Here is a 19,669-nt window from a genome sequence, read left to right as displayed (position 1 = left end):
GGACGGTGTGGGAGAGTAGGTCGCCGCCGGACAATCTTTTGGAGAGGGCCGCCCCCTGGTTTCGCCGGGGGAGCGGCCCTTTCCGCGTTTCCCGGGTCTTCCCGCGGTTCATGCATGCTTTTCCACTGCCCGGATGAGGCGCTTCTTTAGTATGTGCGGTTCTTTTCCATCTACGGGAATTCTCGTATCCAAGCGTCAGACGGGCTTTTGTTCGAGCGCGTTCGACGCGAACCGGCTGGAGATCGTGGTTCCCGATGGGCCGCCGAATCGACACGATCTGAAGTCTCCGCCGGCGCCTCGGAACCTTCGGGAAGCGCCCATGGCCTCAACCGGCGTAGCTGAAGTCTCCGGGAAGCTCTCGGAGCCTCATGGCGGGGTCTGGGATGACACGCTCGGGGTCTCAGGCGTGGAGCTCGCCCGAGAGGACGGTCACCGCCCGGCCCGACAGCTCGACGCGGTCCCCCCGCACGGTCGTGCGTATCGTCCCGCCCCTCTCGGAGAGCTGCTCCCCGAGGAGGGTGGCCGGGCCGAGCTTGGCCGTCCAGTACGGTGCCAGGGCGCAGTGAGCCGAACCGGTGACCGGGTCCTCCGGGACGCCGACCCTGGGGGCGAAGAACCGCGAGACGTAGTCGACGCCGGGACGAGCCGAGGGGGCGGTCACGATGACCCCTCGGGCGTCCACGGCCGCCAGGGCGGGGAAGTCGGGGGAGACGGCGCGTACGGCGTCCTCGGACTCCACCTCCACGAGGTAGTCCCAGACGTTCCTGCCGGCCCACCGGGGAGTGACCCCCAGCGCCTCCGTCAGCCCCTCCGGCGGATCGGTTTCCTCCAGGGGCTTGGCGGGAAAGTCCATGGTGATCAGACCTGTTTCGTCCCTGGTCACGGCGAGGATTCCGCTCTTCGTGGCGAACTTCAGGGTTTCCGGGGCCGTTCCGGTGGAATACAGGACGTGCGCCGTCGCCAAGGTCGCGTGTCCGCACAGGGCCACCTCGGTCGCCGGGGTGAACCAGCGGAGCGAGTACGGCTCGCCGGCCTCTCCTCCGAGGAGGAAGGCGGTCTCGGAGTGCCGCATCTCCGCGGCGAGGGCCTGCATCCAGGCGTCCGGTGCCGGATTGTCGAGTAGGCAGACCCCCGCCGGGTTACCCTTGAAAAACTGGTCGGTAAATGAATCGACCGTGTAGATGCGCATGTCCATAATGCTAGTCGTGATGCAATATCCGCCCAGAAGTGGGTATGAGGGTCGGGTGGACCAGTGCGCTAGCCGTACAAAGTGGGAATAAGCCCTGGGCGTGTCGCGCGGCGAACTTCAATTCGTCGGTTACCGTCCAAGGTGGAGGGACAAGCCGGCTGCGGCGTGGTCCTGTAGGAAAGGACGAGCCGATGGGGGCAGTGCGCAAGGTGGCGACATACCTTGGCCTGAGCGGTGTGGAGGACTACGACGAGTCCTACGAGTACGTGGACGACGTCGAAGGCGAGGGTGAGGACTGGCAGTCCGCGTCGGAGCGCGCGGCCAGGCGCTGGCGCTCGACCAGCGAGCCCTCGCAGATCGTGATGCTGACGCCGCGCAAGTACAACGACGCGCCGCTCATCGGGCGGCACTTCCGTGACGGTCAGACGGTCATCATGGACGTCAACTGCATGAGCACCGCCGAGGCCACCCGGATGGTCGACTTCGCGGCGGGTCTGGCCTACGGCTGCGAGGGCCGTATCGAGCGCATCGCCGAGAAGGTCTTCCTGCTGGCGCCCGCCGACGTGGAGATCACCACCGGCTGATCCATTCGATCTTGGAACGTGCCCGGAGATGCCACGCCGTCTCCGGGCACGTCCGTGTCCGGAGACGTCCGTGTCCGGACACGGCGTGACCCGGGCTCCGGTTCTGTGGATCTCCGTCTGGTCGCCCGCGGAGGGCGAGACGGCTCGCGAGGCGACCCGCGGGACGGAACCTAGCGGGCGCGGGGGCCCCTGCGGAGCAGACGGGTCAGCTCGGCGAGGTCCGCCGCCGCGTCCTGGACGCGCTTCTCGTTCTCCCGGGCGTACTCGTGCAGCGCCCACACGGCGCCCTCCGCCAGTTCCCTCAGCTCGGAGAGCTGCGCGGTGACGTACTCGGCGTCGGCCCGCTCGCGCCTGCGCCGATGCCAGAGCCCGTAGCCGCCCGCCGCGAACAGGGCCAGCGCGAGGCCCGCGAGGGGGAGCGTCGCCGAGGTGGCGAACGCCGTCGCCAGTACGGCCACGCCGAAGACGAGGAGCGCGTAACCCATCCAGGGACGGCCGCGGTCCGGCACACCCTCGACGGAGATCCGCTCCTCGGCCGCGGCCAGCGACTCGGGGTCCGGACCCTCGGGACGGAGCACCACGCTGTGTCCCAGGATCGGCATGGTGACCGACTCCGGCGGCTCGGCCTGGGTGGCCGTGACGAGGGTTTCCGCGGCGGATCGCACGATGGGCGCGGCCACGTGCAGGGCGATGCCCGCGAGGTGCAGGTCGGAGCCCGGCCGCAGGTCGGCGAGGAGGTGGTCGGTGAGCGGGCGGGGTGGCGTCTCGGGCTCGGCGGAGCCGATCAGGTGGCGTAGCGCGACGAGGAGCTTCTCCTCGGCTTCCGCGGGCCTTCCGTCGGGGGTGGCGGGGCTGCGGCCGGAACCGTTCTGCCGGGTGGAGGTGATCTCGGTGCAGCGGCCGCGGAGGCGGGCGAGCTGTGCGGCGGCCTGAACCGGCTCGGCCAGCTCGGGAAGCTCGGCGAGCTCGGGGAAGTCGACCAGCGAGGGCGGCACCACCATCGCGGGCTCGTGCGGGGTCAGCGCGCTCAGCCAGCGTTCGGGCTCGGTGTGCGCGGGGATCGCCACCGCGTCGAGCCTGCGGAGCACGAAGATCTTGCCGGCGGGGCCGTACGCGCCCCGGGCGGCGGCGAGCCAGAGCGCGCGCTGGCCGTGGGTCACCGGCTGGTTCAGCGACAGTTCGCCGAAGGCGATGCCGAGCCAGGAGGCGTGGATCTGCTCGCCCTGCCCGGCGACGGCCAGGGCGAGGCAGAGGAAGAGCGCGGTCCGCCGGCCGTCGAGCTGGGCGGCGCGGCCGAGGGGTTCGAGGGCGTCCTCGCCCCGCAGGATCATCTCAAGAGCCTGGACGGCGGGCCCCAGCCAGTGCTCGGGCGCGTCCGCGGCCTCCGGCGGCATCGGGAGGCCCGCGCCGGTGCCGGCGGTCAGGCTTGCCAGGAGCGCCTCGGCGTAGCGGTGCGACTCCGTTCCGATGCGGGGGCTCGCGGTCAGGTCCGTGCTCAAGGCAGAGAACTCTCCGAAATCGTGACCGACTGACCGCGCCAGCGTAGTGCGATCCGGTCATCCCCGTCGGGAGGCGCGCCGAATCCAACTTTGCCGGATGATCGCCTCGATTTACCGAATCAAGGCGATCATCCGGTCGATGATCTCACATGCGCTCGGGCACCGGGATGCCGAGCAGGTCCAGGCCGGTCCCCAGGACGCGCAGGGTCAGCGCGAGCAGGGCCAGGCGCGAGGCGCGGGTGGCCGGCTCGACGCCCTCCTTGAGCACGGGGCAGTGCTCGTAGAAGGTGGTGAGGGTGCTCGCGGTCTCGAAGAGGTAGGCGGCGAGCTTGTGCGGGACCGAACCTTCGGCCATCTCCAGCACGGCCGGGGCGAACCCGAGGAGCCGGAGGGCGAGGGCGCGCTCGGCCGGGTGGCCGAGGACGATCGGGCCGGTCGCCTCCGCCGGGTCGATCCCTCCCTTGCGGAAGATGGAGCGGATCCGGGCGGTGGCGTACTGCAGGTAGGGGCCGGTGTTGCCGGTCAGGGCGAGCATGCGGTCGAAGTCGAAGACGTACTCGCTGTCGTGGCCGACCGACAGGTCGGCGTACTTGACCGCGCCCATGCCGACGGCGTGCGCGATCTCCGCGCGGGTCGCCTCGTCGTAGTCGCGTTCGGCGATCACCGCGGCGGCCCTGGTCTCGGCCTCGGCGAGCAGGTCGAGCAGCTTGATGGACTCGCCGCTGCGGGTCTTGAACATCTTGCCGTCGCTGCCCAGCACGCTGCCGATCTGGACGTGCTCGGCGCTGACGTGGTCGGGCAGCCAGCCGGCCATCCGGGCGGAGGCGTACAGCATCGACATGTGCAGGGCCTGGGTGGCGCCGATCACGTAGAGGAGGCGGTCGGCCTTGAGGTCCTGGACGCGGTAGCGGATCGTCGCCATGTCGGTGGTGGCGTAGCCGTACCCGCCGTCGCTCTTGCGGATCATGAACGGGAGCGGCTGGCCCTCGCGGCCGGTGAAGCCGGGCGGGAAGACGCAGAGCGCGCCGTCGCTGATCACGGCGATGCCGTGCTCCTGCAGCTCGTCGCAGACCTGGGCGAGCATGGGGTTGTACATGCTCTCGCCGGCGATGTCGGCGTCGGTCAGCGTCACGCCGAGCTGGGTGTAGACCTTGTTGAAGTAGCGGACCGTGGCGTCCATGAAGATGTGCCACAGGCGCATGGTCTCCGGCTCCTCGGCCTGGAGGGTGACCACGCGGGCGCGGGCGCGCCGGTTGAACTCGGGGTCGCTGTCGAACTTCGCGCGGGCGGCCTGGTAGTAGGCGTTGCCCTCGCCGGCCTCCAGCTGCGCCACGGCGGCCTCCTCGCCGATGTCGAGGAGGTGCTCGATGAGCATGCCGAACGGGGTGCCCCAGTCGCCCAGGTGGTTCTGCCGGACGACCCGGTTGCCGAGGTGCTCGTGGACGCGGACGAGCGCGTCGCCGACGATGGTGGTGCGCAGGTGGCCGACGTGCATCTCCTTGGCCGCGTTGGGCGCGGAGTAGTCGATCACGACGGTCTGCGGTGACGGGGTCTCGGGGACGCCGGCCCGCGGGTCGGTGAGCAGCTCGGCGACCTGGCCGGTGATCCAGTCGTCGGAGAGGGTGATGTTCAGGAAGCCGGGGCCGCTGACCTCGACGGTGCCGGGGAAGGGCCGGCCTTCCCCGCTCGCGCCGGAGAGGCGGTCGGCGATCTCCTGGGCGACCTCGCGCGGGGCCCGTCGCAGTCGCTTGCTCAGGCTCATCGCGACGTTCGCCTGGTAGTCAGCGAACTGCGAGGGACGGATCAGCGGATCTGCGGTGGCGTACTCCGCACCGAATGCGGCGGCCAGCGCCTGCTGGACGCGCTCGGTGAGCACGAGCTGCGGGTCGGTCATGTGTCAAGGGTATCGGTTGGCCTGCGGTGAACCGGCGATATATCGACCGATGACATGATCTTGAAAACGGCCGCCGGCGAGGCCGTGCGGGCTCGCGTCGCCTTGTCCGGTGACCTCTCCGACGCGGCGGTCCCATCCGCGCGAGGGTCTGTCCGGTGCGACGGCTCCGGCGGTCTCACTCGTCCGGCGGTCTCACCCCGGGTGGCCGTCGCCGGGGTTCGACGGGGACGCCGCCGGTGATGGGGGCGGGGGTGCGGGCGGGGACGGCCGTCCCCAGAGGCGGTGCGACCGGGAGGAGGCCAGGCGCTCTCCCACCCGCGCCACCACGCCCCGCCGGGCCAGCTCGGCCGCCAGGACGCACGCGGCGCTGACGCCGCCGGCCCGGGACGCCCCGTGCGCGATGACCACGGTGCCGTTCAGGCCGAGCAGTACGGCCCCGCCGTGGACCTCCGGGTCGAGCCGACGGTGGAGGCCCCGGAGGCGCCTGCGCTGCAGCAGGCCGCCCAGCCGGGCCGCGTGGCTCTCCCGGAGCGTGGCGCCCAGCTCCGAGAAGGCGTAGCGGACGCTGCCCTCCATGGTCTTGAGCGCCACGTTGCCGGTGAAGCCGTCGGTGACGATGACGTCGGCCACCCCGGTGAGCAGGTCGTGTCCCTCGATGTTGCCGGTGAAGTTCAGTCCCGGCGCGGCGGCCAGCAGTTCGTGGGCCCGCCGGACGAGCTTGTTGCCCTTCTCCGGCTCACTGCCGATGGTGAGCAGGCCGATCCTGGGGTCGGGGATGTCCAGGCAGGCCTGTGCGTAGGCGGAGCCGAGGTGGGCGAACTGCACCAGCATCTCGGGCTTGACCTCGGCGTTCGCTCCGGCGTCCAGCAGGATGGTGGGGACGGGCCGGGTCGGCAGGGCGACCGCGATGGCGGGCCGGAGCACCCCGGGCTGGCTGCGGAGCCGTAGCTTGCCGGTGGCGACCACCCCGGCGGTGGATCCGGCGGAGACCACGGCGCAGGCGTCGCCCCGCCGTACGAGATGGCAGGCGACGGCGATGCTGGAGCGCGGGCGGCGCAGGCTCGCCAGGGCGCCCTCGTCCATGGCGAGGGCCTCCTCGGCCCGCACGATGGGGATCTCGGTGAGCGCGTCATGCCGGGAGAGCGCCTCGTGGAGGGGCCGGGGCGCGCCTACCAGGAGGACGGGCACCCCGTGTTCCCGTACGGCCCGCACGGCCCCCGCGACGATCTCGTCGGGAGCGTGGTCGCCGCCCATGGCGTCCAGGGCGATGGGCGGGACGCCTGGGGCGTCGGTGTCAGGCAAGCGGTCACCTCGTGCGGGAAAGGGGATGCCCGCATCGTAGGCGGGACGACCGCGGACTCGGTCCTCCGGGGTGCCGGGCCCGCCGGTGCGGTCCTCGTTCCCGGGGTCCGAAAGCGCCCCGGGACCCGGGGAAGGTTTCCGGGTTCGGGAGGGTATCGGCCGGTGGGGGTCTCAGCGCCTGGGGGGAAGGTTCCAGTCGGTGGTCTCCCGCGAGATGATGATCTTCCCGAAGGCGACGTTGCCGACGACCCTGATGACGGGCCCGTCCGCGGCACCGACGCCGCCGGAGATGCTGCGCTTGGCGAACAGCGCGCCGACCTCGTCGATGACGTGTGAGTTCTCGGGGACCCTGACGATCATCTTGCTGAAGCGGCAGTCGACCTCAAGGGTGATCTCCCGGCCGGGGAGCACGGCGTCGGACAGGTCGACGATCAGGGCGCCGAAGGTCGCGTTCAGCGCCGTGTGGCGCCCGGCGATCCAGCGCCCTCCGCGGATCACCTTGCTGAAGACCGCGCCGACCTCCTGCCGGACGGGGGCGGCGCCGGCGCCGGCCGGGGTGGTGTCGGGCAGGTCGCGGGTGATCGGGGCGAGCTCGCCCACGGTCACGGCGTTGTAGGTCGCCTCCAGGCGGTCGGCGTGTTCGAGGCTGGTGAGCCTGCCGGAGGCGAGGGCTTCGCTCAGCACGTTCGCCACGCGGTCGCGGTCGGCGTCGGAGGCGCGCAGCGCGGGGTCGGCCCCCTGCGGGGCGAGGCCGGACACGCGGGCGGCGGGGTCGAGGGAGGTCATGCGCCGATTGTACGCGGACAAGATATATCGCGATAGGTGAATCCGGTGATTTCCGGAGGAGTGCCGCCGGGCCGGCCGGAGCGCCGGGGAGGGCCGGCCACGTGGAGGGTCGTGCGGCCCGGGGCCGGAAGGGCGGTGGGGAAGGTGCGTCGTCGGCGGGAAGTCCAAGGGCCGAGACAGGGGCGGCGGGGAAGGTGGGCCGTCGGCGGGAAAGCCAAAGGCCGAGACGTGGAGGACTCCGTATCCACCGCGGTCGGTCAAGCGGGCACCCGGGGACGGGACGGCCAGGACCAGGAGGGTAATCAGCTGGCCAAAGGCCGATCTCGCGCCGTCGGGCCTGGGATACAAATGCCGAGCGGTTCCCGGCCGGCGCGTTCTCCGCGCACCCTTCACATCGCGCCCGCCGGCGACACAGGGTCCAGAGCCCGCTGCCCGAAAAGACTCCGGGAGCGAAGCGGGCCGAAGAGAAGCTGGGAAGGCAACCATGAAGAAGATCATCAAGACGGCCGTGGCCGTCGCGGCGTTCGGCATCGCGGCGACGGTGTGCGCCCCCGCCCAGGCGGCGACGGACAGCGGCATCGGCGGGAACGACAACCTGCTGGGCATCCTCGGCCTGCAGCTCGACAACCTCAACCTGCTCGGCCAGCCGATCGGGTCGCTCGGCCTCAACGGCGGCGGCGAGACGGGCGTGCCGCCCATGATGATGCCGCTGGGCGGCGGCATGCCGATGGGCGGGATGCCGATGGGCGGGATGCCCATCGGTGGCATGCCGATGGGCGGCATGCAGATGGGCGGGATGCCGATGGGCGGCATGCCGCTGGTGGTCATGGGCCGCTGACGGCGACCGGGCGGCGCCCGTGTGGACGATCGTGGGCGCCGCCGGACGGCTCGATTCCGTCCCGCGGATCATTCCGCGGGACGGAATCCGGGACGGGCACCGGCCACGGCGCCCACCGGGGGCCGGCCGACCGTGACGAGGAGAGGGGGCGGCCGACAGGTGTCGGCCGCCCCCTCTCCGTCGTGCCGCGCGGCGCGACCGGCCGCCGAAGTCCGGTCTCGCGCGCCTTCCGGGTGGACGTAAGGTGCTCCGGGCGCCGCGCTTCCCGGGGTCGGGGATCCCACGCGGGGCTCCCGAACGCTCCGGGCCCGCGCGGGCCCGCTCGCGCTCAGGCCCCCGGCGCCCGTACGGCGGTGCGGCGGGCGATCTGGGCCTGGAGTCGCGCCATCTGCCAGTGCAGCTCGATGAGCTGCTCGGCGAGCTGGAGGCGGGGAATCTCGGATGGGTCCTCGACGGCCAGGTGGTCGATCGCGGTCGACAGCTCTCGCAACGCGCTCCCCCACTCCATGACGACTTCCAATGATCGAACCAACGTTCGAATCATAGCGGAACGCTGATCGCCGTGTCAGCGGATCGGGGCGGACGCGCCGGAGACGCGCCGGCGGTCCCGCCCGGCGCGCCGGACGCGGCGGCGCCGGGAGGACCCGGTGTGCCGGGACGCGTCCGGGCGGGGCGGACGTCCGGCGGGCGCCGGTCCGGGCGGTCCCGGGCGGGACGGCGCGGCGGCGGTCAGCTCTCGTAGACCGGCGCGATGTAGCCGCGGGCCAGGGTGTGGGCGGTGATGTTGAAACCGATCACGGCCGGCGGGGTGTCGGGGCCCAGGTCGAGCTTGTCCACGTCGAGGGCGTGCACCGCGAAGACGTAGCGGTGCGGCCAGCCGGGCGGCGGGGCGGCGCCGCCGTAGGCGTTGGTGCTGTAGTCGTTGCGGCCGTGGGTGCCGAACCCGCCGTCGGCGCTCCCGGCGCCCCTCGGCAGCTCCGTCACGTCGGCGGGGATGTCGAACAGCAGCCAGTGCCAGAACCCGCTGCCGGTGGGGGCGTCGGGGTCGTAGCAGGTGACGGCGTAGCTCAGCGTGCCCTCGGGGGCGCCGGACCAGCGCAGGTGCGGGGAGAGGTTCTCCCCGGTGAAGCCCCAGTCGTCGAACACGTGGGTCCGGGACATGGTCTCGCCGTCGCGGACGTCGTCGCTCTCGACGGTCAGCGCGGGGACCTTCGGCAGGAAGTCGTAGGGGATCGGTGGCCGCGAGGACACAGGTTCACCTCCGGTGGGACGGTCTTTCGGACCTTCCCATCTTGCCCGGGTCAGGCGTTGTAGGCGGCGAGGACCGTCTTCGGGTCGCCGTCCATCTTGATCTTCCCCTTGTGCAGCCAGATGACCCGGTTGCAGGTCTCCTCGATCACGTCGAGGTTGTGGGCGACGAGGAAGACCGTGCCGGCCTCCTGGCGCATCTGCTTGATGCGCTCCTGGCTCTTGCGCTTGAACTCCCGGTCGCCGGTGGCCAGGGCCTCGTCGATGAGCAGCACGTCGTGGGACTTGGCCGAGGCGATGGCGAAGCGCAGGCGGGCGCCCATGCCCGAGGAGTAGGTGGACATGGGGAACTGGACGAACTCCCCGATGCCGGAGAAGTCGACGATGTCGTCGTACTTCTCCTTGACCTGCGCGGGGTTCATGCCCATGGCGTAACAGCCGAGCACGATGTTGCGCTCGCCGGTGAGCTCGCGCATCAGCGCGGCGTTGACGCCGAGCAGGGACGGCTGGCCGTCGGTGTAGACGGCGCCGGAGTGCGGCGGCAGCAGGCCGGCGATGGCGCGCAGCATCGTGGACTTGCCGGAGCCGTTACGGCCGACGATGCCGATGGCGTCGCCGTGGTAGGCCACGAAGGACACGCCGCGTACGGCGTGCACCTCCTTCATCTGGGGCCGTCCCTGGCGCTTGACGAGGCGCATCAGGGCGTTGGCGGCGTTGCCCTTCTCGTTGTCGGTGGCCGCGCCGTACACGCGGTAGATGATGTGCAGGTCGTCCACGATGACCGTGGGGACGCGCTCCTTGTCCTTGCCGGCGGGCTCGGGGTCAGGGTGCACCCTGACGTCCGTGCTGGGGACGCCGGGCTCCTCGGCCTTCACGTGCGACAGCTCCTCGGTCAACTCAGCCACGGCCGTACTTCTCCTCGGCTCGCCAGAAGTACCAGAAGCCACCGATCAGGGCGAACACTGCCCAGAATACGCAGACCTGCCAGATATAGGGGCGCAGCTCGTGCGTTTTCATGAGCAGGTCGCGCATGAGCTCCATGTAGGCGGCGGCCGGGTTGAAGTACATGACGTCGGCGATCCACTGCGGCAGGTGCGCGGCGTTCACGACCCGGTCCTGGATGGAGAAGAACACCCCGGAGGCGTACAGCCAGGTGCGCATGATGAAGGGCAGCAGCTGGTTCAGGTCGCGGGCCGAGGCGCCGACGCGGGCCAGGACCAGGCTCGCGCCGATGTTGAACATGGTCTGCAGCGCCAGGGCGACCGGGACGAGGAGCCAGAGCCACGTGGGCAGCTCGCCGGTGATGACCACCAGCACGACCAGCACGCCCATGGAGATCAGCAGCTGCTGGAACTCCTGGATGGTGTAGGCGAGGGGGAGGGCGGCGCGGGGGAAGTGCAGGGCGCGGATCAGCGACAGGTTGCCGGAGATCGACTTGGCGCCGCTGCTCACCGAGCGCTGGGTGTAGGTGAAGACGAACATCCCGGTGATGAGGAACGCCGGGTAGTTCTCGATGCCGCCCTTGGCCCCGAGGATGAGGCCGAACATCACGTAGTAGATCGCCGCGTTGAGCAGCGGCGTGAGGACCTGCCACAGCTGGCCCAGGGCTGAGTTGCTGTACTTCGAGACGTTGCGCGCGGTGGCGTACGTCGTGATGAAGTGCCGTCGTTCCCACAACTGGCGCAGGTAGACGGGCAGACTGGGGCGTGCGATGGCACGCCGAAGTCCGTAACGCTCGGCGAGCTTGGCCAGCGGCTCCTGCCCCTTGGTGGGGGTGCCGTTCTTCGGGCCGCCCGCCTGGGCGTCCGCGATCGCGGATTCCGGCTGGCTCATGGCAAGGACTCTATTGGATGCGAGTGGTTGAAGTGCCTGCGGCGGGGGTCCGCCGCACACATTGGACGGGATCTCCGAGAAAGAGGTTCCACGGCAATTCGCGTGGTTTGCCGGTGGGCCTCAGGTCCCCCGTGCCCCGCCCAACGTTAGCCCAGCTCAAGGTCATCAGAGGGGCAATGGGTGCGAGCACTGCCGGTGCGCCGGTATTTTAGCCTGGTCGTTCACGTCCCACATGTGCCTCTATGTCTGGTTAATACCTCGATGGGAGCTTGTGGGGGCGGTGCTGGCAGACTTATGGCGTTGAACCGGCACTAGCGTGACCGAACTGCAACATCACAGAGGCGACTCGGTGTGGAGCGGTACGGGATAGTCGCGTCTGACTGGTGTGGCGTCAGCACGTTGCCCAGGGTGACGGGGACCCGAGGACCACAAGATCCTCTTCCGTTGCGCCCCGGTCTTCGGCAGTTCATCGGCGGCGTCCGCCTGTAAAGGGAGGAAAAACCTACAATGCGCGTTACTAACGGCGCACGGATCATCGCTGGCACCGCGCTGCTCGCGCTCGGGCTCACCGCGTGCGGCAGCGAGTCCTCCACCGGCGGGGGGTCGGCCGCCGGCGGCGACCAGCCCGTGCGCATGGAGTTGGGTGAGCCGCAGAAGCTCTTCTACCCCGGCGACACCACCGAGTCCGAGGGCGCGGAGGTCCTGGCCGCGGTCTTCGCCCCGCTCGTGAAGTACGACGAGAACAAGCAGGTCATCAACGACGTCGCCGAGTCGATCAAGACCACCGACAACAAGGTCTGGACGATCAAGATCAAGCCCGGCTACACCTGGCACAACGGTGAGCCGCTGATCGCCCAGAACTACGTGGACGCCTGGAACTACGCGGCCAACCAGGACAACGCGCAGGGCGCCAACGGCTTCTTCAGCCGCGTCGAGGGCTGGGCCGACCTGAACCCGGGCGAGGGCAAGACCGTCTCCGCCAAGGGGATGAAGGGCCTCAAGGCCGTCGACGACACCACCTTCAAGGTGACCCTCAGCAAGCCGTACTCGCAGTTCAAGACGATGCTCGGCTACACCGCGTTCTACCCGCTGCCCAAGGCGGCCTTCGGCCCCGACGGCAAGATCACCGACGCGTACGCCAAGCAGCCGATCGGCCAGGGCTACTTCAAGCTCGACAAGCCCTACAACAAGGGCACCGACCAGACGATCGACCTCACCCGCTACGACAAGTTCCCGGGGACGAAGCCGAAGTTCGACAAGCTCCAGTTCAAGCTCTACACGAGCCCGGAGACCGCGTTCAACGACCTGGTCGCCGGCAACCTGGACGTCCACGACTCGCTGCCCCCGTCGGCCATCTCCCGGGCCAAGACCGAGCTGGGCGAGCGCTACATCGACACGGCCGACGCCGGCGTCGGCTACATCGGCTTCCCGCTGCAGTACAACAAGATCTACTCGAACGTGAAGGTGCGCGAGGCCATCTCCATGGCCATCGACCGCAAGACGATCGCCGAGACCGTCTTCTCCGGCACCCGCGCCCCGGCCGACGACTTCATCAACCCGCTGCTGGACGGCTACCGCCAGGGCGCCTGCGCCGTCTGCAACTACGACCCGGCCAAGGCCAAGGAGCAGTACGCGGCCGCGGGCGGCCCGAAGACGCTGGAGCTGGGCTACAACACCGACGGCCCGCACAAGGAGTGGATCGAGGCCGTCGCCAACAACCTCCGCGCCAACCTCGGTGTGCAGGTCACGGTCAAGCCGTTCGAGAAGTTCGCCTCGATCCTCGACGACCTGGACAAGAAGAGCTACACCGGCATGTTCCGCATGGGCTGGGCGATCGACTACCCGTCCGCGGAGAACTACCTGACCCCGGTCTTCTCCACCGTCGCGATCAAGACCGGCTCCAACTACGCCGGCTGGTCCAACAAGCAGTTCGACGAGTTGCTGGCCAAGGGCGACGCCGCCCCGACCCAGGAAGAGGGCCTGAAGTACTACCAGCAGGCCGACGACATCCTGATCAAGGACCTGCCGTACATCCCGGTGTACTTCTACCGGACCAACGCGGCCTTCTCCCAGCACGTCAAGGGCGTCAAGATCAACCTCCTCAACCAGGTCGACTGGACCAAGGTCGAGAAGGTCGCCTGACCCACGCCCCGCGGCCGGGCGCCGAGCCCGGCCGCACGAACCGCCTCACGGCCGCGGCCCTTCCCGGCACCACCACCCCCGGGTGCCGGAAGGAGGGCCGCGGCGGGGCACAAGGGAGGCTTGAATGGGCCGCTACATCATCAGGCGCCTGATCCAGGCGATACCCGTCCTACTGGGCGCCACCCTGCTCATCTACGCCATCGTCTTCGCGCTGCCCGGCGACCCCATCGCGGCGCTGGCGGGCGAGAAGCGGATGGACCCCAACATCGTCGCCATCCTGCGCGACCAGTACCACCTGAACGACCCGTTCATCGTGCAGTACTGGTACTACCTCACGGGAATGTTCGGCGGTGACTTCGGCAAGACCTTCGCCGGCGTGCCGGTGACGGACCTCATGGCCGGCAAGTTCCAGGTGACCATCAACCTGGCGGTGACGGCGCTGGTCCTGGAGGCGGTCATCGGCATCGGCCTCGGCCTGTACGCGGCGCTGCGCCGCGGCCGGCCCGCGGACTCGCTGATCCTCGCCTCGACGCTGGTGCTGATCTCCATCCCCACGCTGGTCACCGGCTTCGTGCTCCAGCTGCTGCTGGGCGTCAAGCTCAAGACGGCCGGGATCGACCTGTTCCCCATCGCGGGCGTGACGGAGGGCTGGCGCAGCTACCTGCTGCCCGGCTTCGTGCTCGCCGGGGTGTCGATCGCCTACCTCACCCGGCTCACCCGGACCAGCCTGGCCGAGACCCTGCGCGCCGACTACATCCGCACCGCGGTGGCCAAGGGCCTGCCCCGCCGCCGGGTCGTCGGACGGCACGCGCTGCGCAACGCGCTGATCCCGCTCGTCACCTTCCTCGGCGCCGACCTCGGCACGCTGATGGGCGGCGCGGTGATCACCGAGACGATCTTCAACCTGCCCGGCATCGGCCAGCAGCTGTTCAGCTCCGTCCACCTGCGCGAGCAGTCCGTGGTCGTCGGGATCGTGACCGTGCTGGTGCTGGTCTACATCCTGGCGAACCTGGTCGTCGACCTGCTGTACGCCGTGCTCGACCCGAGGATCCGCTATGAGTGACACGATCGCGCCGTCCGCCCGGCGCCGCAAGCACGGCGGGACCGCCAAGCCGCCCAAGGCGCCCAAGGCGGCGAGCCTGTGGAGCGACGCCTGGCACGACCTGCGCCACCGCCCCCTCTTCATCGGCTCGGCCGTCCTCATCGCGGCCATCCTGGTCATCGCGGCGTTCCCCGGGCTCTTCACCTCGGTCGACCCGCTCAACGCCGCCAGCTGCGACCTCGCCAAGGCGCGGCAGCCGATGAGCGGCGCCCACTTCTTCGGCACCGACAACCTCGGCTGCGACGTCTACGCGCGCACCCTCTACGGCGCCCGCAACTCGATCGTGGTCGGCCTGAGCACCACGATCGTCACCGCGGTCGTCGGCGGGCTGGTCGGCCTGGTCGCCGGGTTCAAGGGCGGCGCGGTGGACACCCTGTTCTCCCGGATCACCGAGATCTTCTTCGCGATCCCGTCGATCCTGGGCGCCCTGCTCATCCTCGCGGTCTTCCGTACCGGCAACGTCTGGACCGTCACGCTGGCGCTGGCCGTACTGGCCTGGCCGATGACGTTCCGCATCATGCGCGCCGCGGTGATCACCGCCAAGAGCCAGGACTACGTCGTCGCCGCGCGGGCGCTCGGCGCCTCGGCGCCGAGGATCATGTTCCGGCACATCCTGCCGAACGCCGTCGCGCCGGTGATCGTGGTCTCCACGATCAACCTGGGCACGTTCATCGCGGCCGAGGCGGGCCTGTCGTTCCTCGGTGTCGGCCTGCGCTCCCCGGACATCTCCTGGGGTCTGATGATCTCCGACGCCCGGGAGCGGTTCCTGGAGGCTCCGGCTCCGCTGCTGTTCCCGGCGCTGTTCCTGAGCCTGACCGTGCTGGCCTTCATCATGCTGGGCGACGCCGTGCGCGACGCCCTCGACCCGAAGCTGCGGTAAGGGGGACCCGCTGTGAAGAAGACCTCGACGCCGGTGCTGCCGGCGCGGACGGCCCCGGGCGACGGTCCGCTGCTCGCCGTCGACGACCTGCACGTGGAGTTCGCCACCCGGCAGGGCGTCGTCAAGGCGGTCAACGGGGTCAGCTACTCGCTGAACCCCGGCGAGACCCTCGCCGTGCTCGGCGAGTCCGGGTCCGGCAAGTCGGTGACCGCGCAGGCCATCATGGGCATCCTCGACATGCCGCCGGCCCGCATCCCCCGGGGCGAGATCCGCTTCCGCGGCACCGACCTGCTGCGGCTGCCGGAGGACCAGCGGGCGCAGGTCCGCGGCCAGCGCATCTCGATGATCTTCCAGGACGCGCTCTCCGCGCTGAACCCGGTGTTCACCGTGGGCTGGCAGATCAGTGAGATGTTCCGGGTCCACCGCGGCATGTCCCGCCGCGACGCCACGAAGAAGGCCATCGAGCTGATGGACCGGGTCCGCATCCCCGCGGCCCGGCAGCGGGTGAACGACTACCCGCACCAGTTCTCCGGCGGCATGCGCCAGCGCATCATGATCGCGATGGCGATCGCGCTCGACCCGGAGGTGCTGATCGCCGACGAGCCGACCACGGCGCTCGACGTGACGGTGCAGGCCCAGATCATGGAGCTGCTCGCCGAGCTCCAGCGCGAGAGCAACATGGGTCTGATCCTCATCACCCACGACCTCGGCGTCGTGGCGGACGTGGCCGACAAGATCGCGGTCATGTACGGCGGGCGGATCGTGGAGAACGCCCTGGTGCACGACATCTACCGGTCGCCCGCCCACCCGTACACCAAGGGCCTGCTGGACTCCATCCCCAGGGTGGACCTCAAGGGCCAGGAGCTGTACGCCATCAAGGGCATGCCGCCGAACCTGCTGGACATGCCGCAGGGCTGCGCCTTCCACCCCCGGTGCCCCTACCGTCAGGACAACTGCGTCACCGACGCGCCACCGCTGTACGAGATCGGGCCGACCCGCGGCAGCGCGTGCCACTACTGGAGGGAGGTCTTCGATGACAGCCGCAGGTGAGCCGATCCTGGAGGTCCGCGACCTGGTCAAGCACTTCCCGCTGCACCAGGGCATCCTGCTGAGGAAGCAGGTCGGCGCGATCAAGGCCGTCGACGGGGTCTCCTTCGACCTGCGCCGCGGCGAGACGCTCGGCATCGTGGGCGAGTCCGGCTGCGGCAAGTCCACGCTGGCCAAGGTGCTGATGGCGCTGGAGCGGCCGACCTCCGGCTCGGTGAGGATCAACGGCCGGGAGATCGCGAACGCCAAGGGGTCCGAGCTCAAGAGGGTCCGCCGCAACATCCAGATGGTGATGCAGGACCCCTACACCTCGCTGAACCCCCGGATGACCGTGGGCGACATCATCGGCGAGCCGTACGAGATCCACCCCGAGGTCGCGCCCAAGGGCGACCGCCGCCGCAGGGTGCAGGAGCTGCTGGAGGTCGTGGGGCTCAACCCCGAGCACGTCAACCGGTACCCGCACCAGTTCTCCGGCGGCCAGCGCCAGCGCATCGGCATCGCCCGCGGTCTGGCGCTCCAGCCGGAGATCATCGTCTGCGACGAGCCGGTGTCCGCGCTCGACGTGTCGATCCAGGCGCAGGTCGTCAACCTGCTGGAGCGGCTGCAGCGGGAGTTCGGCCTCGCCTACGTCTTCATCGCCCACGACCTGTCGGTGGTCCGCCACATCTCCGACCGGGTCGGCGTGATGTACCTGGGCAAGATGGTGGAGATCGGCACCGACGTGGAGATCTACGACCGGCCCGCGCACCCGTACACCCAGGCGCTGCTGTCGGCGGTGCCGGTGCCCGACCCCGACGGGCGCGAGCGGCGTGAGCGGATCGTGCTGCAGGGCGACCCGCCGTCCCCGGCCAACCCGCCGTCGGGCTGCCGGTTCCGCACCCGGTGCTGGAAGGCGCAGGACATCTGCGCCCAGCAGGAGCCGCTGCTGCAGATCAGGCCCGGCACCGGGCACGCCAGCGCCTGCCACTTCGCCGAGACCCACGACGTGGTGCACGTGTAGGGGTCTTCTCCGGTCCTACGGCTCCTACGGCTCGTACGGCGGGCGGTCGCGCGGCGCGTCGGCCGCGCCGCCGATCGCGCCGCCGGCCGGGCGCGTGAGGTTCCCGGGGCCGTACGGCCCGCCGGTCCCGGCCGGGCGCCGGAGACGACCGAAGGGCGGTGCCCCCGCACGGTGACGTGCGGGGGCACCGCCCTTTTCGGTGCTCGGAGAAGCCGGCCGGCACCCGCCGGCAGTGCGCGGGGCCGACCGGCGGCATCGCTCCTTAGAGGACGCCGATGCCCAGGTTGCCGACGCCGATGAGGCCGCCGATGCCCGTGCCGTTGCCCACGACGCCGGTGCCGGGGCTGAGGGTGTTGACGTTGTTGCCGCCGCCGAGGAAGCCGCCGCCGCCGAGGCCGTAGCCCCCCGGGACGAGCCCGCCGCCGTAGTAGCCGCCGCCGCCGTAGAAGCCGCCGCCGTAGCAGCCGGCGCCGTAGCCGAAGCAGTTGCCGCCGGCGAGGGCGACACCGCTGTAGCCGAGGCAGTTGGCGGAGCTGGCGACGGCGACCGGGGTGACGACCTGGCCGTAGGTGACGGTGCTGGTCGGGATGAAGGCGCCGGCACCGCAGCAGTTGGCCGTCTTGGCCGTGGACGCCGAGGCGGCGACGGCCGGGGCGAGGACGGCGAGGCCGACGCACGCCGAGGTGACGAGAAGACGACGAATCATTTGTGTTCCCCCCGAAAGGAAATCGCGCCAGTGATTGGCCTTGACACTCCGCGTATGCGCGTGACCACGCGAAGTAGCGAGAGTGAGACTATCCAGCGGCACGTCTACGGGCGGTGCCGAGAAGGTCAGGCGGCGGCAATGATCGCAGCGCCATAGCGGGGCAAAAGCTGGCATAACGCCCGTGCGGCGCCGTACGGCCATGCCCGTCGCGGTCCCGCGGGTCGTGACGGGCGGCGGGGACCGCGGGCGGCGCCGGGCCGGAGGGGAGCGGCGCCCGTCACGGGCGGGCGGGTCGCGGGCGGGCGGCGCGGCGCGCGCGGGTCACGGGTGGACCGACAGGCGCACGTGGGCGCCGGGGGGCAGGCCCAGCCGCTGCGAGGCGTCGCCCGCGTGGACCGCCAGCGACAGCAGCCCCGCCGAGTCGGTGAAGGCGACCAGCTCGCCCGGCGCGACGGCGGCGAACGTCTCGCGGAACGGCACGGTGACGTGCCGCCTGCCCAGCCAGACCACCAGCGTGCCGCCGGGGCGCGCGCCCAGCGTGTCCAGGTCGCCCCCGGTGACCGAGAGCTGGGTGTTGCCGTGGCCGTCCACCGACAGCACCTCGCCCTCCACCGTGCCCTCGTGCACCCGCGAGGTCGGCGCGGGCAGCGAGACCAGCCGGTCGAGCGGGATCGGCGGCCCCAGCTCGGGCGGCCGGCGTCCGACCGTCAGGAACGCCGCGACGGGTGCGAAGACGTCGCGGCCGTGGAAGGTCGGTGAGACGGGCCGGTGGAAGAACTCCTCGTTGGTGAGCTCGTAGGCCGCCCGCGCGCCGCCGCTCGCCTGGACCGCCCATGACAGCACCCCGTTGTCCGGCCCCAGGAACACGTGGTCGCCCGCCTCGACCGCCACGGCGCGCCGGGCCCCGCCCCCGGGATCCACCACGGCGATGTGGACGGCGGGCGGCATGTGGGGGACCGTCTGCGCCAGGATCGCCGCCGCGCGCCGCACGTCCCCCGTCGGGACCTGGTGGCACACGTCGATGATCCGCGCCTCCGGCGATATGCCGACGATCACGCCGTGGCAGGAGGCGACGTAGCCGTCCTGCAGGCCGTAGTCCGTGAGAATGGTGATGACTGAGGTCACACCTGGTGACTGTACGTCGGGGCCTCCGCCGTGAACAGACAGAAATTCCGGACTATCCTGACTTCCGGGCGCGCGCCCGGCGTGGTCGCCGGGCGCCCGACCGAGGAGGAGGGCGATGGACGGCGCACCGATCCCCGGCGACGACGCCGGCGCCGGACGCGAGCCGGACGCCCGTGCCCTCACCGAACGGGAGCGGGAGCTGCTGGCCTTCGAGCGCCGGTGGTGGCGCCGTCCCGGCGCGAAGGAGCAGGCCATCCGGCAGACCTTCGGCGTCTCGGCCACCCGCTACTACCAGCTGCTCGGCGAGCTCGTCGACCGGCCGGAGGCGCTGGCCCACGACCCGATGCTCGTCAAGCGCCTGCGCCGGCTCCGCGAGACGCGCCGCCGCGACCGGGACGTCCGCCGCGCCGGCCCGGCGGCCCCGCCCGGCGCCTCCTCCCCGTCCGACGCCTCACCCGGCGTGCCGCCCGGTGACCCCGGTGATGACCCCTATT

General features: G+C 70.7%; 18 protein-coding genes and 1 pseudogene. 8 read left to right on the top strand and 11 right to left on the bottom strand.

Annotation, left to right across the window (positions count from 1 at the left end; genetic code table 11):
* Nucleotides 1–400: 400 nt before the first annotated feature.
* Nucleotides 401–1,189 (bottom strand): PhzF family phenazine biosynthesis protein, encoded by a 789-nt coding sequence (locus IEZ10_RS37225; RefSeq protein ID WP_189251200.1) that lies wholly within the window; start codon nucleotides 1,187–1,189, stop codon nucleotides 401–403.
* A gap of 191 nt (nucleotides 1,190–1,380) precedes the next feature.
* On the opposite strand from IEZ10_RS37225, the gene IEZ10_RS37220 reads away from it, so the two are divergent.
* Nucleotides 1,381–1,773 (top strand): cell division protein SepF, encoded by a 393-nt coding sequence (locus IEZ10_RS37220; protein WP_189251199.1) that lies wholly within the window; start codon nucleotides 1,381–1,383, stop codon nucleotides 1,771–1,773.
* A gap of 170 nt (nucleotides 1,774–1,943) precedes the next feature.
* Here the strand turns inward: IEZ10_RS37220 and IEZ10_RS37215 are convergent, their stop codons facing one another.
* The 4 genes from IEZ10_RS37215 to IEZ10_RS37200 all read right to left on the bottom strand — a co-directional run bounded on the left by IEZ10_RS37215 (nucleotide 1,944) and on the right by IEZ10_RS37200 (nucleotide 7,254).
* Complete coding sequence (locus tag IEZ10_RS37215; RefSeq protein WP_229812046.1) at nucleotides 1,944–3,272, bottom strand: hypothetical protein; 1,329 nt, start codon at nucleotides 3,270–3,272, stop codon at nucleotides 1,944–1,946.
* A 145-nt stretch (nucleotides 3,273–3,417) separates the two neighbouring features.
* Nucleotides 3,418–5,166, bottom strand: a complete 1,749-nt coding sequence (gene argS, locus IEZ10_RS37210) for an arginine--tRNA ligase (RefSeq protein WP_189251198.1) — start codon at nucleotides 5,164–5,166, stop codon at nucleotides 3,418–3,420.
* Nucleotides 5,167–5,358: 192 nt separating this feature from the next.
* The gene (plsX, locus tag IEZ10_RS37205) at nucleotides 5,359–6,468 is read right to left on the bottom strand and encodes a phosphate acyltransferase PlsX (RefSeq protein WP_268246425.1); all 1,110 of its coding nucleotides are present in this window, start codon (nucleotides 6,466–6,468) and stop codon (nucleotides 5,359–5,361) included.
* 171 nt (nucleotides 6,469–6,639) lie between these two features.
* Complete coding sequence (locus IEZ10_RS37200; RefSeq protein ID WP_189251197.1) at nucleotides 6,640–7,254, bottom strand: DUF1707 SHOCT-like domain-containing protein; 615 nt, start codon at nucleotides 7,252–7,254, stop codon at nucleotides 6,640–6,642.
* Between the two features lie 484 nt (nucleotides 7,255–7,738).
* Between IEZ10_RS37200 and IEZ10_RS37195 the strand changes: the two genes are divergently transcribed.
* Nucleotides 7,739–8,092 (top strand): hypothetical protein, encoded by a 354-nt coding sequence (locus tag IEZ10_RS37195; protein WP_189251196.1) that lies wholly within the window; start codon nucleotides 7,739–7,741, stop codon nucleotides 8,090–8,092.
* Nucleotides 8,093–8,420: 328 nt separating this feature from the next.
* Here the strand turns inward: IEZ10_RS37195 and IEZ10_RS37190 are convergent, their stop codons facing one another.
* From IEZ10_RS37190 to IEZ10_RS37175, 4 genes are all read right to left on the bottom strand, one after another.
* Nucleotides 8,421–8,624 (bottom strand): hypothetical protein, encoded by a 204-nt coding sequence (locus IEZ10_RS37190; RefSeq protein WP_229812045.1) that lies wholly within the window; start codon nucleotides 8,622–8,624, stop codon nucleotides 8,421–8,423.
* 197 nt (nucleotides 8,625–8,821) lie between these two features.
* Nucleotides 8,822–9,343, bottom strand: coding sequence for a YbhB/YbcL family Raf kinase inhibitor-like protein (locus IEZ10_RS37185; protein ID WP_189251195.1), 522 nt, complete (start codon nucleotides 9,341–9,343; stop codon nucleotides 8,822–8,824).
* 50 nt (nucleotides 9,344–9,393) lie between these two features.
* Nucleotides 9,394–10,245 (bottom strand): ABC transporter ATP-binding protein, encoded by an 852-nt coding sequence (locus IEZ10_RS37180; RefSeq protein WP_189251194.1) that lies wholly within the window; start codon nucleotides 10,243–10,245, stop codon nucleotides 9,394–9,396.
* Nucleotides 10,238–11,173 (bottom strand): ABC transporter permease, encoded by a 936-nt coding sequence (locus IEZ10_RS37175; RefSeq protein WP_179826187.1) that lies wholly within the window; start codon nucleotides 11,171–11,173, stop codon nucleotides 10,238–10,240. Before IEZ10_RS37175 ends, IEZ10_RS37180 begins: the two co-directional genes overlap by 8 nt.
* 507 nt (nucleotides 11,174–11,680) lie before the next feature.
* On the opposite strand from IEZ10_RS37175, the gene IEZ10_RS37170 reads away from it, so the two are divergent.
* From IEZ10_RS37170 to IEZ10_RS37150, 5 genes are all read left to right on the top strand, one after another.
* Nucleotides 11,681–13,315: a peptide ABC transporter substrate-binding protein gene (locus tag IEZ10_RS37170; protein ID WP_189251193.1), complete on the top strand. Its 1,635-nt coding sequence runs from the start codon at nucleotides 11,681–11,683 to the stop codon at nucleotides 13,313–13,315.
* 124 nt (nucleotides 13,316–13,439) lie between these two features.
* Nucleotides 13,440–14,378, top strand: a complete 939-nt coding sequence (locus IEZ10_RS37165; protein ID WP_189251192.1) for an ABC transporter permease — start codon at nucleotides 13,440–13,442, stop codon at nucleotides 14,376–14,378.
* Nucleotides 14,371–15,297, top strand: coding sequence for an ABC transporter permease (locus IEZ10_RS37160; protein ID WP_189251191.1), 927 nt, complete (start codon nucleotides 14,371–14,373; stop codon nucleotides 15,295–15,297). The genes IEZ10_RS37165 and IEZ10_RS37160 overlap by 8 nt, the downstream gene beginning before the upstream one ends.
* A 12-nt stretch (nucleotides 15,298–15,309) precedes the next feature.
* Nucleotides 15,310–16,347, top strand: coding sequence for an ABC transporter ATP-binding protein (locus tag IEZ10_RS37155; protein ID WP_189251190.1), 1,038 nt, complete (start codon nucleotides 15,310–15,312; stop codon nucleotides 16,345–16,347).
* Nucleotides 16,331–17,344 (top strand): ABC transporter ATP-binding protein, encoded by a 1,014-nt coding sequence (locus tag IEZ10_RS37150; RefSeq protein ID WP_189251189.1) that lies wholly within the window; start codon nucleotides 16,331–16,333, stop codon nucleotides 17,342–17,344. Before IEZ10_RS37155 ends, IEZ10_RS37150 begins: the two co-directional genes overlap by 17 nt.
* Before the next feature lie 262 nt (nucleotides 17,345–17,606).
* Here the strand turns inward: IEZ10_RS37150 and IEZ10_RS37145 are convergent, their stop codons facing one another.
* Nucleotides 17,607–18,050, bottom strand: coding sequence for a hypothetical protein (locus IEZ10_RS37145; protein WP_189251204.1), 444 nt, complete (start codon nucleotides 18,048–18,050; stop codon nucleotides 17,607–17,609).
* Nucleotides 18,051–18,371: 321 nt separating this feature from the next.
* Nucleotides 18,372–19,175: an SAM hydrolase/SAM-dependent halogenase family protein gene (locus tag IEZ10_RS37140; protein WP_189251188.1), complete on the bottom strand. Its 804-nt coding sequence runs from the start codon at nucleotides 19,173–19,175 to the stop codon at nucleotides 18,372–18,374.
* 115 nt (nucleotides 19,176–19,290) lie between these two features.
* Between IEZ10_RS37140 and IEZ10_RS37135 the strand changes: the two are divergent.
* Nucleotides 19,291–19,587: pseudogene (locus IEZ10_RS37135) on the top strand (DUF3263 domain-containing protein); the annotation flags it as partial.
* Nucleotides 19,588–19,669: the final 82 nt, after the last annotated feature.

It is taken from the genome of Streptosporangium pseudovulgare, from assembly GCF_014648055.1.
Classification (GTDB): Bacteria; Actinomycetota; Actinomycetes; order Streptosporangiales; family Streptosporangiaceae; genus Streptosporangium; species Streptosporangium pseudovulgare.
The sequence above is the reverse complement of the archived record's forward strand: the minus strand, read 5'-3'. Positions and strand labels throughout refer to the sequence as shown.

What these genes read in the sequence shown, in the direction of transcription:
- IEZ10_RS37225 (WP_189251200.1), bottom strand. Translation starts at nt 1,189, where the DNA reads ATGCGCATCTACACGGTCGATTCATTTACCGACCAGTTTTTCAAGGGT.
- IEZ10_RS37220 (WP_189251199.1), top strand. Translation starts at nt 1,381, where the DNA reads ATGGGGGCAGTGCGCAAGGTGGCGACATACCTTGGCCTGAGCGGTGTG.
- argS (WP_189251198.1), bottom strand. Translation starts at nt 5,166, where the DNA reads ATGACCGACCCGCAGCTCGTGCTCACCGAGCGCGTCCAGCAGGCGCTG.
- IEZ10_RS37200 (WP_189251197.1), bottom strand. Translation starts at nt 7,254, where the DNA reads ATGACCTCCCTCGACCCCGCCGCCCGCGTGTCCGGCCTCGCCCCGCAG.
- IEZ10_RS37195 (WP_189251196.1), top strand. Translation starts at nt 7,739, where the DNA reads ATGAAGAAGATCATCAAGACGGCCGTGGCCGTCGCGGCGTTCGGCATC.
- IEZ10_RS37175 (WP_179826187.1), bottom strand. Translation starts at nt 11,173, where the DNA reads ATGAGCCAGCCGGAATCCGCGATCGCGGACGCCCAGGCGGGCGGCCCG.
- IEZ10_RS37170 (WP_189251193.1), top strand. Translation starts at nt 11,681, where the DNA reads ATGCGCGTTACTAACGGCGCACGGATCATCGCTGGCACCGCGCTGCTC.
- IEZ10_RS37165 (WP_189251192.1), top strand. Translation starts at nt 13,440, where the DNA reads ATGGGCCGCTACATCATCAGGCGCCTGATCCAGGCGATACCCGTCCTA.
- IEZ10_RS37160 (WP_189251191.1), top strand. Translation starts at nt 14,371, where the DNA reads ATGAGTGACACGATCGCGCCGTCCGCCCGGCGCCGCAAGCACGGCGGG.
- IEZ10_RS37150 (WP_189251189.1), top strand. Translation starts at nt 16,331, where the DNA reads ATGACAGCCGCAGGTGAGCCGATCCTGGAGGTCCGCGACCTGGTCAAG.
- IEZ10_RS37145 (WP_189251204.1), bottom strand. Translation starts at nt 18,050, where the DNA reads ATGATTCGTCGTCTTCTCGTCACCTCGGCGTGCGTCGGCCTCGCCGTC.